Source organism: Micromonospora sp. CA-240977, from assembly GCF_050942285.1.
Taxonomy (GTDB): domain Bacteria; phylum Actinomycetota; class Actinomycetes; order Mycobacteriales; family Micromonosporaceae; genus Micromonospora.
Genome location: NZ_CP192055.1, coordinates 5688588 through 5704164, shown reverse-complemented (window position 1 = coordinate 5704164; position 15577 = coordinate 5688588). Strand labels below are relative to the sequence as shown.

General features: G+C 74.0%; 11 protein-coding genes. 4 read left to right on the top strand and 7 right to left on the bottom strand.

Going from position 1 to position 15577, the window contains the following annotated elements:
- Positions 1-93: 93 nt before the first annotated feature.
- The gene (locus tag ACQPWW_RS25655) at positions 94-1923 is read right to left on the bottom strand and encodes a protein kinase domain-containing protein (protein WP_433126067.1); all 1830 of its coding nucleotides are present in this window, start codon (positions 1921-1923) and stop codon (positions 94-96) included.
- A gap of 144 nt (positions 1924-2067) precedes the next feature.
- Here ACQPWW_RS25655 and ACQPWW_RS25650 point away from each other — a divergent pair, with 144 nt between their 5' ends.
- Both ACQPWW_RS25650 and ACQPWW_RS25645 read left to right on the top strand, forming a co-directional pair.
- The gene (locus ACQPWW_RS25650; RefSeq protein WP_030337978.1) at positions 2068-2268 is read left to right on the top strand and encodes a hypothetical protein; all 201 of its coding nucleotides are present in this window, start codon (positions 2068-2070) and stop codon (positions 2266-2268) included.
- Positions 2268-3065, top strand: coding sequence for a site-2 protease family protein (locus ACQPWW_RS25645; RefSeq protein WP_433126065.1), 798 nt, complete (start codon positions 2268-2270; stop codon positions 3063-3065). The genes ACQPWW_RS25650 and ACQPWW_RS25645 overlap by 1 nt, the downstream gene beginning before the upstream one ends.
- A gap of 70 nt (positions 3066-3135) precedes the next feature.
- Here the strand turns inward: ACQPWW_RS25645 and ACQPWW_RS25640 are convergent, their stop codons facing one another.
- From ACQPWW_RS25640 to nadA, 6 genes are all read right to left on the bottom strand, one after another.
- The gene (locus tag ACQPWW_RS25640; RefSeq protein ID WP_433126064.1) at positions 3136-4134 is read right to left on the bottom strand and encodes an aldo/keto reductase family protein; all 999 of its coding nucleotides are present in this window, start codon (positions 4132-4134) and stop codon (positions 3136-3138) included.
- Between the two features lie 44 nt (positions 4135-4178).
- Complete coding sequence (locus ACQPWW_RS25635) at positions 4179-9131, bottom strand: WG repeat-containing protein (RefSeq protein ID WP_433126063.1); 4953 nt, start codon at positions 9129-9131, stop codon at positions 4179-4181.
- Positions 9132-9512: 381 nt separating this feature from the next.
- Positions 9513-10073, bottom strand: coding sequence for a helix-turn-helix domain-containing protein (locus ACQPWW_RS25630; RefSeq protein ID WP_433126061.1), 561 nt, complete (start codon positions 10071-10073; stop codon positions 9513-9515).
- 243 nt (positions 10074-10316) lie between these two features.
- Positions 10317-10910 carry a DUF3043 domain-containing protein gene (locus tag ACQPWW_RS25625; protein ID WP_433126060.1) on the bottom strand — a complete coding sequence of 198 codons (594 nt, stop codon included), beginning with the start codon at positions 10908-10910 and terminating at the stop codon, positions 10317-10319.
- Between the two features lie 113 nt (positions 10911-11023).
- Positions 11024-12379: a UDP-N-acetylglucosamine 1-carboxyvinyltransferase gene (murA, locus tag ACQPWW_RS25620; protein ID WP_124820727.1), complete on the bottom strand. Its 1356-nt coding sequence runs from the start codon at positions 12377-12379 to the stop codon at positions 11024-11026.
- Between the two features lie 212 nt (positions 12380-12591).
- A complete protein-coding gene (nadA, locus tag ACQPWW_RS25615) occupies positions 12592-13791 on the bottom strand; it encodes a quinolinate synthase NadA (protein WP_433126058.1) in 1200 nt (399 codons plus the stop codon).
- Between the two features lie 68 nt (positions 13792-13859).
- On the opposite strand from nadA, the gene ACQPWW_RS25610 reads away from it, so the two are divergent.
- Together ACQPWW_RS25610 and erpA are read left to right on the top strand one after the other, a co-directional pair.
- Positions 13860-14999 carry a glycerate kinase family protein gene (locus ACQPWW_RS25610; protein ID WP_433134562.1) on the top strand — a complete coding sequence of 380 codons (1140 nt, stop codon included), beginning with the start codon at positions 13860-13862 and terminating at the stop codon, positions 14997-14999.
- Positions 15000-15168: 169 nt separating this feature from the next.
- Entirely contained in the window at positions 15169-15537 is a 369-nt protein-coding gene (gene erpA / locus ACQPWW_RS25605) for an iron-sulfur cluster insertion protein ErpA (protein ID WP_007463211.1), read from the top strand.
- Positions 15538-15577: the final 40 nt, after the last annotated feature.

The following is a 15577-nucleotide window of genomic DNA, read 5'->3' as shown; positions in this document are numbered from 1 at the left end:
GGCAATCTTGGACAGTTTCCGTCAGGTCGGAACGGAAAGTGTCCAAGATCTGGCCGGCCAGCTCCCCTCTCCGGCCCGCGGGAGGGCCGGCGGTCAATCGCAGTGTTCGAAGCCGCTGCCGTAGCTGACCCCGCCGGTCGCGCCGCCCCACTTCACGCACGCACCGGCGGCGGAGGCCCGCACCGGTCCCGCGTAGTAGTCGAAGGACCCGCTGTCCGTGCTGCGGACCCGTCCCTGCACCTCCAGGTACGCCGACATCGCCGACTTCGTGCCGACCGCGGTGTCCTTCAGGGTGACCACGCAGTTGTTGCCGTTGCCCGAGTGGTAGAGCAGGTAGACCCGGCCCTGCCGGCGACCGCCCCCGTCGGTGAGCGTCGCCGAGTCGATCACCTGATAGCCGCTGCCGCACGCCTGCGCGGCCGTGTACGGGTTGGGCCGGCTCGCCGCGCTGCCGCTGGGTGTCGGCCTGCCGCTGGCCGCCCCGGTCGGCGTGGTCCCCGGTGTCGCGCCGCGGGTGGCGGGGCTGCCGCCGGCGGGCGTACCCGATCGGCCACCGCCGGTCGGTGTGGCGGTAGCGGTCCGGCCGGCGCTCGGCGGGCCGCTGGGCCGGGGTCCCGGCGTGGTGGTGTCTGCGGTCGGTGGCGCGACGTCGGCGCCCGACGTCGACTCACCCGCCAGCGCCGCTGGACCTGTCGTGCGGCCCGTCCCGGCATCGGGTCGCAGCGCCGCCACGGCTCCGGCGACAAGCGCGACGAGGACGATCGCGCCCACGCCGACAAGCAGTGGCCCGCGCCGCCGGCCCGACGGCGGCAGCGGGTCCTCGCGGGTCGCCCCGCTTCGGACCGGTCCGGCGTCGAAGGCCGGCACCGCGGAACCCGGGTCCGTGGGCGGGACCGGCGGCGTCGGTGCGGATGCCGACCCGGGGGGCGTGGGGCTCGGAACGGCGGAGTGGGGGCCCGCGTGGGCCGCTGCGAGGGGCGCCGGGGTGACGCCCTCGACGGCCGGCGGGTTGGCGGCCGGCGGGTTGGCGGCCGGCGCGGGCGGGGCGGCCAACGCCCACGGGGGGCGGGCGGACACCGGGATGCGGGCCAGTGTCGCGTCGCGGGCGTCGGCGGCGGCAGCGGCCATCTCGGCGGCGCTGCCGAACCGGTCCGCCGGACGCTTGGCCAGTGCGCGGGCCACGACCGCGGCGACCGCCGGCGGGGTGTCCGCCGGCAGCGCCGCCGGCTCCTCCTGGGCGTGCCGCAACGCCACCGCCAGCGGGCTGTCCCCGTGGAAGGGCGGCTGCCCCGCGAGGCAGAAGTACGCCACCGCGCCGAGCGCGTACACGTCGGTGGCGGCCGAGACCGGTTGGCCGCTGGCCTGCTCCGGGGACATGTACGAGGCGGTGCCGAGCACCATGTTCGCCGCCGTGAGTCCGGCCATGCCGCGCGAGCGGGCGATGCCGAAGTCGACGAGCACCACCCGGCCGTCCGCCTTGACCAGCAGGTTGCCCGGCTTCACGTCCCGGTGCACGATGCCGGCGAGGTGGGCGGTGTGCAGCGCGTCGGCGGCCTGGGCCAGCACCGACATGGTGGTGGCCGGATCCAGCCGCCCCGCCGCGCGTACCCGGGCGGACAGCGGCTCGCCCTCGACGTACTCCATCACCAGGTAGTCGACCTGGCTGCCGTCGGCGAGCGCGGCCTGCCCCACGTCGTGGACCGGGACGACGCCGGGGTGCCGCAGCGCGGCCAGCATCCGCGCCTCGGCCCGGAACCGGGCGGTGAACTCCGGATCGGCGACCAGCGACGGCAGCAGCACCTTCACGGCGACCTCGCGTTCCAGCAGCACGTCCGTGCCGCGCCAGACCGCGCCCATCCCACCCGTCGCCACCCGCTCGCCCAGCCGGTACCGGTCGCCGAGCAGAACTCCCCGTGTCAGCACCGAGCCACCGTACCGGCCGGCGTCGATCGGATTGATCCACCCCGGGGGTCCCGCCGGGGCGAGCGAGCGGCCGTTCCGCGCCGGGCCGACTACGCTGGCGAGGGTTCGTCCCACGGGGACATCAGCGGCGAGGGGAGACGCGGCATGGCGTGGAGCTGGCGGTACGAGGGCACGGACGGCCAGACGGTCGAGGGACCGGCGGAGTCGTTCGGCAGCCAGGCCGACGCCGAATCCTGGATCGGTCAGACCTGGCGGGAGCTCGCGGCGTCCGGCGTCACCTCGGTCGCACTGGTGGAGGACGACCGGGTGGAGTACCGGATGAGCCTGTTGCCCACGGCCGAGTGATGGCCTACGACCGGCCGGGCGCCGACGGGCTGGTCCTCGGCGTACCCAAGGCGGCGTTTCGGCCCAGCCCGATCTTCCTCGGCCTGGTCGCCCTCTTCGCGGTCAGCGGGGTGCTGGCGTGGAACGGTTACGGCAGCGTCCGGTTCAACGTGTTCCTGTTCGTGGTGTCCGGCTGGCTGGTCTCGCTCTGCCTGCACGAGTACGCCCACGCGGTGGTGGCGTACCGGGCCGGCGACCGGGACATCGCCCACCGCGGCTACCTGACGCTCAACCCGTTGAAGTACACCCACCCGCTGCTGTCGATCGTGCTGCCGGTGGTGGTGCTGCTGCTCGGTGGCATCGGCCTGCCCGGCGGCGCGGTCTGGGTGGACCGGCACGCCATCCCGGGCCGGCTGCGGCACACGCTGGTCAGCCTCGCCGGCCCGGCGACAAACGTGCTGTTCACGCTGGTGTTGGTGGCGGCGGTACGGGTCGGCACCCAGTCGGGTGGCCCTGTGGAGTTCTGGGCCGGGGTGGCGCTGCTCGCCTTCCTCCAGCTCACCGCGAGCGTGTTGAACCTGCTTCCGGTGCCCGGCCTGGACGGCGGCAACATGATCCAGCCGTGGCTCAACCCGCAGTGGCGCAAGATGTACGACCTGTTCGCGCCGTACGGCTTCCTGCTGCTCTTCGCGTTGTTGTGGAACCCGCGCATCGGCGGCTGGTTCTTCGACGCGGTCTTCGCGGTCGGTGACCTGCTCGGTCTGCCCTCGTGGCTCTACGCCGTCGGTCTCGACCTGATCCGGTTCTGGCAGAGCTGACCGGCGACGGGTGGAGCTGAGCTGACCGGTCCGGCCGGCGCGTGGGCGCGCCGACCGGACCGGAACGGCGTCAGGGACGCTGGGCGGGGGACTCGGTCTTCGCCGGGTCCCGTTCGGTGACCGGCTCGACGATCTCGTCGATCGCCTTGAGCAGCCCGGAGTCGAGCTTCACCCCGGCCGCCTTGACGTTGTCGTGCACCTGCTCGGGGCGGGACGCGCCGATGATCGCCGACGAGACGTTCGGGTTCTGCAGGACCCACGCCACGGCGAGCTGGGCCATGCTGAGCCCGGCCTGCTCCGCGAGGGGCTTGAGCTGCTGGACCCGGGTGAGCACGTCGTCGTTCATGAACCGGGAGATGAAGCTCGCACCCGACTTCTCGTCGGTGGCCCGGGAACCGGCCGGCGGCGGCTGCCCCGGCAGGTACTTGCCGGAGAGCACACCCTGTGCCATCGGCGACCAGACGATCTGCCCGATGCCCAGCTCCTCGCTGGCCGGCACGACCTCGGCCTCGATGACCCGCCAGAGCATCGAGTACTGCGGCTGGTTGGAGACCAGCGGGATGTGCAGCTCCCGGGCGAGCGGGTGGGCGGCGCGCAGCTGCTCGGCGGTCCACTCGGAGACACCGATGTAGTGCGCCTTGCCGGAGTGCACGACGTCGGCGAACGCCTCCATCGTCTCTTCCAGGGGGGTGGTGCTGTCGTAGCGGTGGGCCTGGTAGAGGTCCACGTAGTCGGTGCGCAGCCGGCGCAGCGAGCCGTTGATCGACTCCATGATGTGCTTGCGGGACAGGCCCCGGTCGTTGCGGCCCGGCCCGGTCGGCCAGTAGACCTTGGTGAAGATCTCCAGGCCCTCGCGACGCTCGTTCTGCAACGCCCGGCCGAGCACGTCCTCGGCCCGGGTGCCGGCGTACACGTCGGCGGTGTCGAAGGTGGTGATCCCCGCGTCGAGGGCGGCCCGGACGCAGGCGAACGCCGCGTCCTCCTCGACCTGTGAACCGTGGGTGATCCAGTTGCCGTACGAGATTTCACTGACCAGTAGGCCTGAACGGCCCAGGTGTCGGAATTCCATGTACCGACCCTAGCCCCGGTGGATCACCATCGTCGACCGGCCGCTCAGAGCACCGGGTTGGCGTCGGTGAGGAGCCGATCGATCTCCGCCAAGACCTCGGCGCGGTCGCGGTGCACCAGGTCGATCAATGGCTCGCCGCGCCGGTCCAGCGCACCCCACCGCCCGCCGCTGCCGAACAGGAACGCCACCGGGTGGATGACAAGCAGCGGGTGGGTCGGCGGGACCAGCACCGCGCCGGTCCGGTCCACGACCCCGCGCCGGCCGGCCACGTCGACAACGGCCAGCCCCTCGTCGGTGAAGCCGTCGACCTGCTGGCCGTCGGCCAACTCGGTGACGAACCCGTGGTAGCGGGTGGGCACGACGATCCGACCGGTCCGGTCGACCGCCCCCCACCCCTCGCGCCGCACCGCGGCCAACCCGCGGCGGAACGGCCGTACCTCGGCGAAGTTGGGCGGGACCTGCACCGCGCCGGTCGCGTCGATGGCCGTCCAACCGCCCTCGCCGACCACCCAGGCCAGGCCGTCGCTGAACGGGTGCGCCGCCCGGTAGGACGGCGGGATCACCGTCGTACCGAGCAGGTTGATCAGCGACCACCGGTCGGTGTCCGGCCGGCGAACCCAGGCCAGCCCGTCGTGGAACGGCTGCGCCTCGGCGTACCGGGCGGGGATGACCAGGTCGCCGTCCGGGCCGGTGTAACCCCACAGCGGCCCGTCCCGCTCCGGCATCGGGGGCCGGTCCCGGTCGAGCACCTCGTCCCGACCCCGGCGGTACGGCCCGAAGCCGTCGGCCGCGGCCCGGACGGCGACCGCGTCGAGGGCCACCCGCACCCGGTCCAGCAGTTCCGCGTCGCCGGCTCCGCGCAGGTCGAGCGCCTTCTCGAAGTGCTGGCAGGCCTCCATGAGCCGTCCCTGGTCGTAACACGACCGGCCGGCGTGCTCGTGAAGTGCGGCCCGCAACCGGTCGGGAAGCTCGACCGAGTTGGCCTGGGCGAAGAGTTGGTCCGCCTCGGCGAAGTTGCCACGCCAGCGCAGGACGTGCGCCAGCCGGGCCTGGGCCAACGAGGTTCGGCGTAGCTCGCCGGTGGCCTCGGCGTAGGTGAGGGCGAGCCGACCGTCGGCCAGCGCGTCGTCCAGGTCGCCGAGGATCCGCGAGGTCACCGCCCGCAGGCTGAGCAGCCGGGCCCGGGCGCGGTTGTCGACCGCCGAGCCGAGCTTCTCGGTCAGTCGCCGCCGGATGGCCCGCAGGTCGTCCGGCTCGGTCAGCTCCTCACGCAGGGTGACCGGGTCCAACCGCCAGCGGTACGCCGCGAGAACCTGCTCCGGGTCGCCCGGGTCGGCAAGCGACGGGCGGGTCGCCGCCGGTGGCGCGTCACCGGGTGGTGCGGAGACGGGCGCGTCCTCCCCGCGCGAGCCGGTCCTCGGGGCGGGAACGCTGGAGGCCGGTGGCGCGGACGTCGGCACCACCGACGCCGGCGGCGCGGAGACGGGCGGCGCGTAGGTGGGCTGTGTCGGCGCGGAGACGGGCGGCGCGTAGGTCGGCCGTGTCGGCGGGGCGGAGACGGGCAGGGGGTAGGTCGGCCCTGTCGGCGCGGGCGGTGCGGAGACGGGTGGCGCGGAGACGGGTGCTGCCGACGTGGGTGGTGGGGCGGAGACGGGCCGCTCGTAGGTCGGCTCTGTCGACGCGGGTGGCGCGGACACGGGCGTGGGGGCGGTCGGCGGGGCGGAGACGGGCGGTGGCACCGACGCGGGCGGCGCGGACATCGGCGGCGCGGAGACCGGTGCGGCGGGAGCGGGCGGTGCGGAGACGGGTGCGGTGAACAGTGGCGGTGCGGAGACCGGTGCTGCGGAGGCGGGTGGCGCGGAGACCGGTGCGGCGAACAGCGGCGGTGCGGAGACGGGCGGTGCCGAGACCGGTGCTGCGGAGCCGGGCGGCGCGGAAACGGGTGCCGCGGCGATCGGCGGCGCGGGCGCTGGAGGTGCGGAGACGGGCGGCACTGTCGGCGGCGTGTGGTCAGCCGGGACCGGCGGGGCCGAGACCGGTGCCCCCGAGACGGGAGAATCGTTGTCATCAGACATTGCGGACGGGGCCGGTGCGGCGACGTCATCCGACCAGTCGTCGGCTCGCGTGCCGTCCGTCGACCCGGTGGTGTCCGGATCGCCCTCGGCGTCGGACGGCCAGTCGTACGGCTCGGCGTCGTCCGTGGGGTCGTGCGCGACGGGATCGGTGTCCCCGACCGGATGAGCGGTCGCCACCTGCTGGTCGGCTTCGGCGACGACGTCGGCCTGGTGGTGCGGTGTCGCGGTGGCAGGCGCGCCGGAGACGGGCCGGTCGTCGTACGCCGATTCCGGTCCGGCAGTTGTTCGTGCATCGTCGTGCGGGTCGTCGGCCCAGGCGTCGACGGTCGGGCGTGCGGGCGGCGCGGAGACGGGCCGGGGAGCGTCAGCCGGTGTCGGCCTGTCCCCGTGCTCGTCACTCGGATCGGGACGGACGTCGGTGGTCGGCGCCGCCACCTCCCGGTCCGCGGTGGTGGCAGCCGCCGACAGGTCGGGCGTCGGTGTGGTGGACAGGTCGGGGTCGCCCGCCGTCGACTCGTCGTCGGCCCACTCGGACGACTGCCGGTCCGGCGCAGGCTCGCCCGGATCCGAGTCGGCAGGCTGAGCGGGGCTGAACCACGCGTCCGGCCCACGGGTGCCCGCAACCTCGTCCGGCTCTCGAACGGCGGCGAGCGGCTCGTCTGAGGGCGGCGGCGGTACGTAGCGGCGCGGCGTGCCAGGGGCGAGCGGGAGTGCGGCGCCGGCATCCTGCACCGGGGGCTCCGGGGTCGCCGCCGTCGGGGTCGCCGCCGGGTTCGGTACCTGCCAGGTGGGCGGTGGCGCGACCGACGGGCGTGCATCCGCCGTCGGAGCCGTCCGTTCCGGCGAGCGCTGCTCCGAGGCCGGCCGGTCCGTGGGGTGGGGCCGGTCCGTGGTGTGTGGCCGGTCCGTGGCGTGCGGCCGGTCCGTGGTGTGTGGCCGGTCCGTGGCGTGCGGCCGGTCCGTGGTGTGTGGCCGGTCCGTGGCGTGCGGCCGGTCCGTGGCGTGCGGCCGGTCCGGGGAGGCCGGCTGGCCCGGGAAGGGCGGGCGCTGCCCCGAGGCCGTCCGGTCGGGGGAGTGCGGCGTCGGGCGGTGGTCGGTCGGGGCGGTGCTGGCCGCCGGGTCATCGGACCGGCGGCGGTCCGCGGTCGGCTCGCCGCGCCGCTGGTCCATCGGCCGGTCCGGGCCGGGGTAACGCGGCGGTGCGGCGGGGTGTGCACCGGCGGTCGGCGCCGGTTCGGTCGGTGTCCGGCGCTCCGGCGCGGGTGGCACCTCCGAGCGCTCGTCGGGGGTGGGCGGGTCCACCGGCGCGGGCAGGTACTCCAGCCGGAGGCGTGCGGCGGGTGGACCCGAGACGGGCACGTCGGAGGCGGGGGAGACCGGGGCCGCCGAGACCGGTCGGTCCCGGTTGGGCGCGGCGGGGGAGACGGGTGCCGGCGGCGCCGTTCGCTCCGGCGGGGCCGGCGTGGCATGGCCGGCCGCCGACGGGGCCGTGGCGGCCGGGCGTACCGGTCGCTCGTCGTAGCGCGACGGGGTGGCCGCCGGCCGCTCGGGCCGCGCGTCCGGCCGCGACGGGGCAGCCGGCCCGACGCCGCGGTGCGGGTCGGCGGTGCGATGCGGGTCCGGGGTGCGGTGCGGGTCCGCGGAGCGGTGCGGGTCGGTGCGGTAGCCCGGTTCCCGGGTGCGGTCCGGGCGCACCGGACTTGGCGGCGGCCAGGGCAGGGTGCCGTCCGGCCGTTGGCCGGGCTGCGGCCGGGGATCGCGGTACGGGGTGTCGTGCGGTCGCTCCTCGCGGTACGCGCGCTCGCGATGTCCTTCCTCGCGGTAGGCGTCCGGTCGGGCCTCCTCGCGGGGACGCCGGTCCGGGTACGCCTCGGCGCGTGCCGCGGTCTCGCGGGGCTGCTGCCGGTGCGGGTCGCTGTCGGGCCGGCGTCGATCTTCGTCGCGGCGGGGCTGGTCGGGCATCTCCGGCTCGGGCCGGTGCCGTCGTCCACCGTTGGGGGACGGCGCTGCGCCCGCCCCCTCGTCCGCGCGGTAGCGCCGCTCCGGGCGGCGAGCGTCGTCGGCGGCCCGGTCCGGGTAGCCGTCGGCGCGGTACCGGGTGCGGCCGTCCACGGGCGCCCACGTGTCGCCGCCGTCGGCGACCCGGTCGTCGGCCGGTCGGCCGTCGCGGTCCCGGGTGGGTCGTGCGCCGTAGCCGTCGATGGGGTGGCGGTCGTAACCGGCGGCCGGTCGCTCGTGCGTACCGCGCCGACGTGGCGCGTCGTCCGGCTCCGGCATCCAACCGGAGTCGGAGCGGGGCGCGGGGGAGACCGGTGGCGTGCCGGGGTAACCACGGTCCCGGTCGGTGGGCTCGGGTCGCTGGCGGCGGCCGTCGTACCGCTCGGAGGAGGGCTGGTCCCGGTGCCAGGCGGCCTCCCGCGCGGGTGTCCGCTCCTCGACGGGGCGTCGGTCGGACCAGGCGGTACGCCGGTCCGACTCGGGGGAGCGGCGGTCCTCGCGCCGGGGCGGTTCGGGCAGTGGCCGGCGGTACGGCTCGTGGTCGTAGGTGCGGGAGTCGGCGCTGTCGTTCCGGCCGTAGGTGGACGCGTCGGCGGGGCGCGCGTCGGTCCGGGGCCGGCCGTAGGTCGGTGTCTCGACCGGCTCGTCATCCGCCCAGGACCGGTTGTGGGCCGCCGGCTCTTCCGGCGGTTCGTCGGACCAGGACCGGCCGAGGTAGGTGCCGTCCGGGCGGGTGGGCGCGAGCGGTGGCACCTCGGCTCGGCCGGTCACCGTCGCGCGGCCACGCGGTGGCGGCTGGTGGGCCACGCCGATGTCGCCGGGATAGCGCTGGCCGGGGAACTGGGGGTGCCACTCGGTGGTCGGTTCGACCACCCAGGACGGTTCGTTCGGGTCTGACCACCGGTCGGCGTAGCGGCCGCTCATTGGCCGCGCCCGTCGCCACACCCGGCCACTCGGCCGATTCTCGCCGGAGGTGAGCTGTCCGCAGCCGTCGCCGGGTGCTCGCCGGGCGTCCGGTCGCCGCCTGCCACGCCCCGGTGGCCGGCTCGCGTCCGCTCGCTCACGGCGTTGTCACCTCGTTGCAAATTGTCGTGCTGGGGCCTCGCGTGCCGGTCAGGTCGCCCGCGCCGGCAGGCCGTGGCTGCGGATGGAGGGTAACGGCGTGGGCTCGCTCACCGCCACTGTGGTGCGGCCCACGGGCGCAAACGTTATCCCAATGGTTTCGGACATTTGGCCCTATAAGGCAATCTGGTCTCCGACCCTACCGCATTCGACGGCCGACTGGTCGGGCCGATCGTCGCCCGGTCAGGGATGCTCCAGGATGAGGACGGCGAACGTGCCGGGAGCGAGCGCCTCGTAGCGGTGCGGGGCGTCGCCGGGGAACGCCGCGTAGTCACCGGGCCCGAGTTCGACAGGGGCCGTCTCGGGGCCGACGCGTAACCGGCCGGCGGCGACCACCACGTGTTCGATGCTGCGCGGGGTGTGCCCGTCCGCGGCTCGGGCCGCGCCCGGCTCCAGCTCGATCAGATAGACGTCCCGGCGCAGGTGCGCCGCCCCGGCGCTGAGCAGCGTGCCGGTGAAGTCGGCCTGCTCGGAGCGGACCTGGGACCCGTCCCCGGCCCGGATCACCCGTACGGCGTCGTCGGCGGGCTCCACCAGCCGGCTGAACGGCACGCCGAGGGCCACGCCCAGCGCCCAGAGCGTCTCCACGCTCGGGTTGCCGGTGCCCGACTCCAGTTGGGAGAGGGTGGACTTGGCCACCCCCGCCCGGCGGGCCAGCTCGGTCAGCGAGACGCCCACCCGTTCCCGCTCCCGGCGCAGGGCGGCGGCGATGGTGGCCAGCGGGGCGGCCGGTTCCGGAGGCATGCGTTCGCTCCATCGGTTCGGCGTTCGTTGTGGCGAACAGCGACAGCCTGTCCAGCAGGATGAACCCTGCGTACGGTACAACGAACAGCACCCGCTCCGATGGCGCACGACGGGCTTGCCCCCGACCCGCCCACCAGCGCTTCCTCGGCAGGAGCGCGATCCGCCCCAGCTACGGCGAAACCGCTGCCGCCGGGGACGCCGGGGACAGCGGTTCGCTGATGGTGCGGAGGTGGGAGGTCGGCGTCAGACCTTGGCGCCGAGCTTGACCTGCGGGGCCGGGGCGCGCATCCGCCGGAAGGTGATCGACCGCATGACCGCGTAGAGGTAGAGCGAGCCCATCCGCTGGTCGGTCTTCGGGAAGCGCTCCCGGACTAACTTGCTGATCTTGCGGCAGATCAACACCGAGTCGACGACCACACCGAGGGCCAGCACACCCCAGAGCACGTTGGAGATCAACCGAACCGGCGCCGGCATTGCGGCGTTCGACCCGATCAGCACGATCAGCGCGCCGCCGAAGAACCAGGTGCCGACGGTACGCCGGGAGTCGACGACGTTGCGGGCCAGCAGCCGCTCCGGGCCCCGGTCGCGCGGCCCGCCCTCACGGCGGAACTCCGACGCGGCTTCGGCGCGCAGTTGGCGACGACGCTCCCGCTCCTCCTCCTTGGTGAGGGGGCGGCTGGGGCCGGCCGGGCGGCGGCCCGCGGTCGGCCGCTTCGGCGTCTCCCGACCCTTGGCCGGGGTGTAACCCCGGGCACGCTCGGCGGCCTCCTCGGTGGTCACCGAGGAGACGGCCTCGTCAACGAGGTCAGTGGACTTGCGGCGAAAGAGCGACGGCACGCGGCAAGGGTAGCCAACGACCCGCGCCCGGTGCACATCGCGGTACGCCGACCGACGGCTCCAGGTCGCAGCGCGACCTGGAGCCGTCGGGGACGAACGATGGGGGACCGGGGTTACGGACGCTCGGCGTGCGCGCCCAGGTCGGCGAGCTTCGCCTCGAAGTCCTCGTAGCCCCGGTTGATCAGGTCGACGCCGTACACCCGGGAGGTGCCCTCGGCCGCGAGCGCCGCGATCAGGTGGCTGAACCCGGCCCGCAGGTCCGGGATGACCAGGTCGGCCGCGTGCAGCTTGCTCGGCCCGGCGATCACCGCGGAGTGCTTGAAGTTGCGCCGGCCGAAGCGGCACGGGGTGCCGCCGAGGCAGTCGCGGTAGACCTGGATGTTGGCGCCCATCGAGTTCAGTGCCTCGGTGTAGCCCAGCCGCTGCTCGTAGACCGTCTCGTGGACGATCGACAGGCCGCGGGCCTGGGTGAGCGCCACGACCAGCGGCTGCTGCCAGTCGGTCATGAACCCGGGGTGGACGTCGGTCTCCAGCGCCACCGCGTTCAGCTCGCCGCCCGGGTGCCAGAAGCGGATGCCGCCCTCCTGGCCCGGGTCGCCCAGCTTCGGCGCACGCGCGTCGGTGACCTCGTACTCGCCACCGACCGAGCGGAAGATGTTCAGGAAGGTCATCATGTCGGCCTGCTGCGCGCCGAGCACCTCGACGTGACCACGGGTGGCCAGCGCGGCGGCCGCCCAGCTCGCCGCCTCGATCCGGTCCGGGATCGGCCGGTGGGTGTAACCGTGCAGCTTCGGCACACCCTGGATCTCGATCACCCGGTCGGTGTGGACCTTGATGATCGCGCCCATCTTCTGCAGGATGCAGATCAGGTCGATGATCTCCGGCTCCACCGCGGCGTTGCGCAGCTCGGTGACGCCCTCGGCCATCACCGCGGTCAGCAGCACCTGCTCGGTGGCGCCGACGCTCGGGTACGGCAGGGCGAACTTGGTGCCGTGCAGCCCGTTCGGCGCGGAGAGGTGCAGACCCTCCGGCCGCTTCTCGACCGTGGCGCCGAACTCGCGCAGCGCTTGGAGGTGGAAGTCGATCGGGCGCGGGCCGATGTGGCAGCCGCCCAGGTCCGGGATGAACGCGTGCCCCAGCCGGTGCAGCAGCGGCCCGCAGAACAGGATCGGGATCCGGCTGGAACCGGCGTGCACGTTGATCTGGTCGGTGCTGGCGCTCTCCACGTTCGCCGGGTCGAAGACGAGCTCGCCGTCCTCGGCGCCGTCGGTGACCTTGACGCCGTGCAGGCCGAGCAGACCCCGGACCACCTCGACGTCGCGGATCTTCGGCACGTCGAACAGCCGGCTCGGGCTGTCACCGAGCAGCGCGGCGACCATCGCCTTCGAAACCAGGTTCTTCGCGCCGCGCACGCGGATCCGCCCTTCGAGCGGAGTGCCTCCGTGCACGACCAGGACGTCGTCGGTCAACGCAACCTCCAGCGCGTCGGTGCTGCCGTGTTGTTTGTGGGGAGCCTGTAGGTTGTCGCTACCCCGAATGCGGCCACGTTGAAACGGCCCGCGTATGTCGTCGCCTCGGCAGCATAGCCCTCGGTGACGAAAAAGGACTCGGTCAGATCGGCGTGTGTGGCATTAATCGGTGATCCGGCGCTTTTGCGTACCAACAGCGCTACGGATCGTGATCAGGATGCCGCTGGCGGCGGGGTGTCCGCGCCGGGCAGGGCGAGCATCTGGTCGAGGGCGACCCGGGCGTGGTGGGCGGTGTCCGCGTCCACCGTGATCTGGTTGACGACCCGGCCCGCGACCAGCTCCTCCAGAGCCCAGACCAGGTGTGGCAGATCGATCCGGTTCATCGTCGAGCAGTAGCAGACGGCCTTGTCCAGGAACATGATCTGCTTGTCCGGGTGCGCCAGCGCGAGCCGGCGGACCAGGTTCAGCTCGGTGCCGAGCGCCCACGCCGAACCGGCCGGAGCCGCCTCGATCGTCTTGATGATGTATTCGGTGGACCCGACGTAGTCGGCAGCCGTGACCACCTCGTGCCGGCACTCCGGGTGGACAAGCACGTTGACGCCCGGCACCCGCTCGCGGACGTCGTTGACGCTGTCGAGGGTGAACCGGCCGTGCACCGAGCAGTGCCCCCGCCAGAGGATCATCTTGGCGTCGCGCAGCTGCTCCGGGGTGAGCCCGCCACCGGGCTTGTGCGGGTCGTAGAGCACGCAGTCGTCGAGCGACAGGCCCATCTCCAGCACCGCCGTGTTGCGGCCCAGGTGCTGATCGGGCAGGAAGAGCACCTTCGACCCCTGCTCGAACGCCCAGTCCAGGGCCCGCTTGGCGTTGGACGAGGTGCAGACCACGCCACCGTTGCGGCCGACGAAGCCCTTGATGTCGGCCGACGAGTTCATGTACGTCACCGGCACGGTCTGACCAGCGATCCCCAGCTCGGTCAGCGTGTCCCAGGCGGCCTCGACCTGGCCCAGCACCGCCATGTCCGCCATCGAGCAGCCCGCCGCCAGGTCCGGCAGGATCACCCGCTGGGCGTCGGTGGTGAGGATGTCGGCGCTCTCGGCCATGAAGTGCACGCCGCAGAAGACGATGTACTCCGCGTCCGGACGGGCCGCGGCCTCCCGGGCCAGCTTGAACGAGTCGCCTGTCACGTCGGCGAACTGGATCACCTCGTCGCGCTGGTAGTGGTGCCCCAGCACGAAGACCTTGCTCCCCAGCTTCGCCTTCGCGGCCGTGGCGCGGGCCACCAGATCCGGATCGCTGGGCGCCGGCAGGTCGCCCGGACACTCGACGCCGCGCTCGGTGTCGGGGTCGCTGCCCCGGCCGAGCAGCAGCAGAGCCGTCGCGGTGTTGGAGGGTTCCAGCCAGGTCGAAGTCACGTAGTCCATGGTCCCACAGCGGGAGCGCGGCGCAGCTTCCCTCGGTGTGGGCTGCCACACTGCTCGGCATGCGCGTGCTGCTCTGCCCGGACAAGTTCGCCGGCACCCTGTCCGCACCGGAGGTGGCCGCCGCGGTGGCCGACGGCTGGCGCACCGTCACCGACGGCGACGAGCTGCTGATCCGGCCGCTCGCCGACGGTGGGCCCGGCTTCGTGGAGGTGCTCGCCGACGCCCTCGGCGGCCGGCGGTTGCCGGTGCCGACGGTCGACCCGCTGGGCCGGCCCGCCGCCGGTGAGATCCTGCTCACCACCGACGGCGCGACCGCCTATCTGGAGAGCGCCCAGGCCTGCGGGCTGCATCTGCTCGGCACCGACGAACGTGACCCGAAGACCACCACCTCGTACGGGCTGGGCCTGCTGGTGGCCGCCGCGGTGGAGAGCGGCGCGCGGACGGTGGTGATCGGGCTGGGCGGCTCCGCCACCAACGACGCGGGAGCCGGAATGCTCACCGCGCTGGGCGTGACACCGCTCGATTCGGGCGGCGCCGCGCTGCCGTACGGCGGGGCGGCGCTGGCCCTTGTCGACGCCCTCGACGGCGTACCGCGGCTGCGTGGCGTCCGGTTGGTCGCGGCCACCGACGTGGACAACCCGCTGCTCGGCCTGCACGGCGCGAGCAACGTATTCGGTCCGCAGAAGGGCGCCGACCGTGCGGACGTGCTGCTGCTCGACGCCGCGCTGGAACGTTTCGCGCAGGTGCTGGAGCGGGATCTGGCCGGCTGCCCGACGGGGCTCGGCACGTTGCCGGGCGGCGGGGCCGCCGGTGGCATCGGCGCGGCCATCCTCGCCCTGGGCGGCGGCTGCGAGTCGGGGATCGGGCTGGTCACCCAGGCCACCCGACTGGACGCCGCCCTGGACAACGCCGACCTGGTGATCACCGGTGAGGGGTCGTTCGACCACCAGTCGCTGCGCGGCAAGGTCGTCGCCGGGGTGGCCGGCGCCGCCCGCGACCGGGGGGTCCCCTGCGTGGTGGTGGCCGGGCAGGTGAGCACCGGCCGGCGGGAGGCCGCCTCGGCCGGGGTGACCGACGCGTACAGCCTGGTCGAGCACTTCGGTGGCGAGGAGCGCGGAGGGCTCGACGCCGCCCTGAGCCGGCCGGCGGCGGGGCTGCACGAGCTCGGCGCCCGGCTGGCCCGGCAGTGGAGCCGCTGAGGCCACCGACCGTCCACCACCGGGGCCGACCTGCGGCGGCGATCACGCCACGCGGGTGAGCCCGGCCGGGGCGGCGTACGATCGGAACCGGACCACAACCGGGAATCACTGGACGGCGCACGGCGTTGGCCAGTGCGTCCGGACCCACACCGCGCAGGGAGACTTCCACGTGACCACGCCAGCGCAGACCGAGTCGACCGAGGCCCAGGCCCCTACTTCCGTCGTCCTCACCGACGTCGCGGCGCAGAAGGTCAAGGCCCTGATCGAGCAGGAGGGCCGCGACGACCTGCGGCTCCGCGTCGCCGTGCAGCCGGGCGGCTGCTCCGGCCTGCGGTACCAGCTCTTCTTCGACGAGCGTTCGCTCGACGGTGATGTCGTCACCGACTTCGGCGGTGTCGAGGTCGTCGTCGACCGGATGAGCGCCCCGTACCTGTCCGGCGCGACGATCGACTTCGCCGACCGGATCGACGCCCAGGGCTTCACCATCGACAACCCCAACGCGGGCAACTCGTGCGCCTGCGGTGACTCCTTCAACTGAGTCACACCACACAGCAGCACAGGCGGGGCCGTCCTTCGGG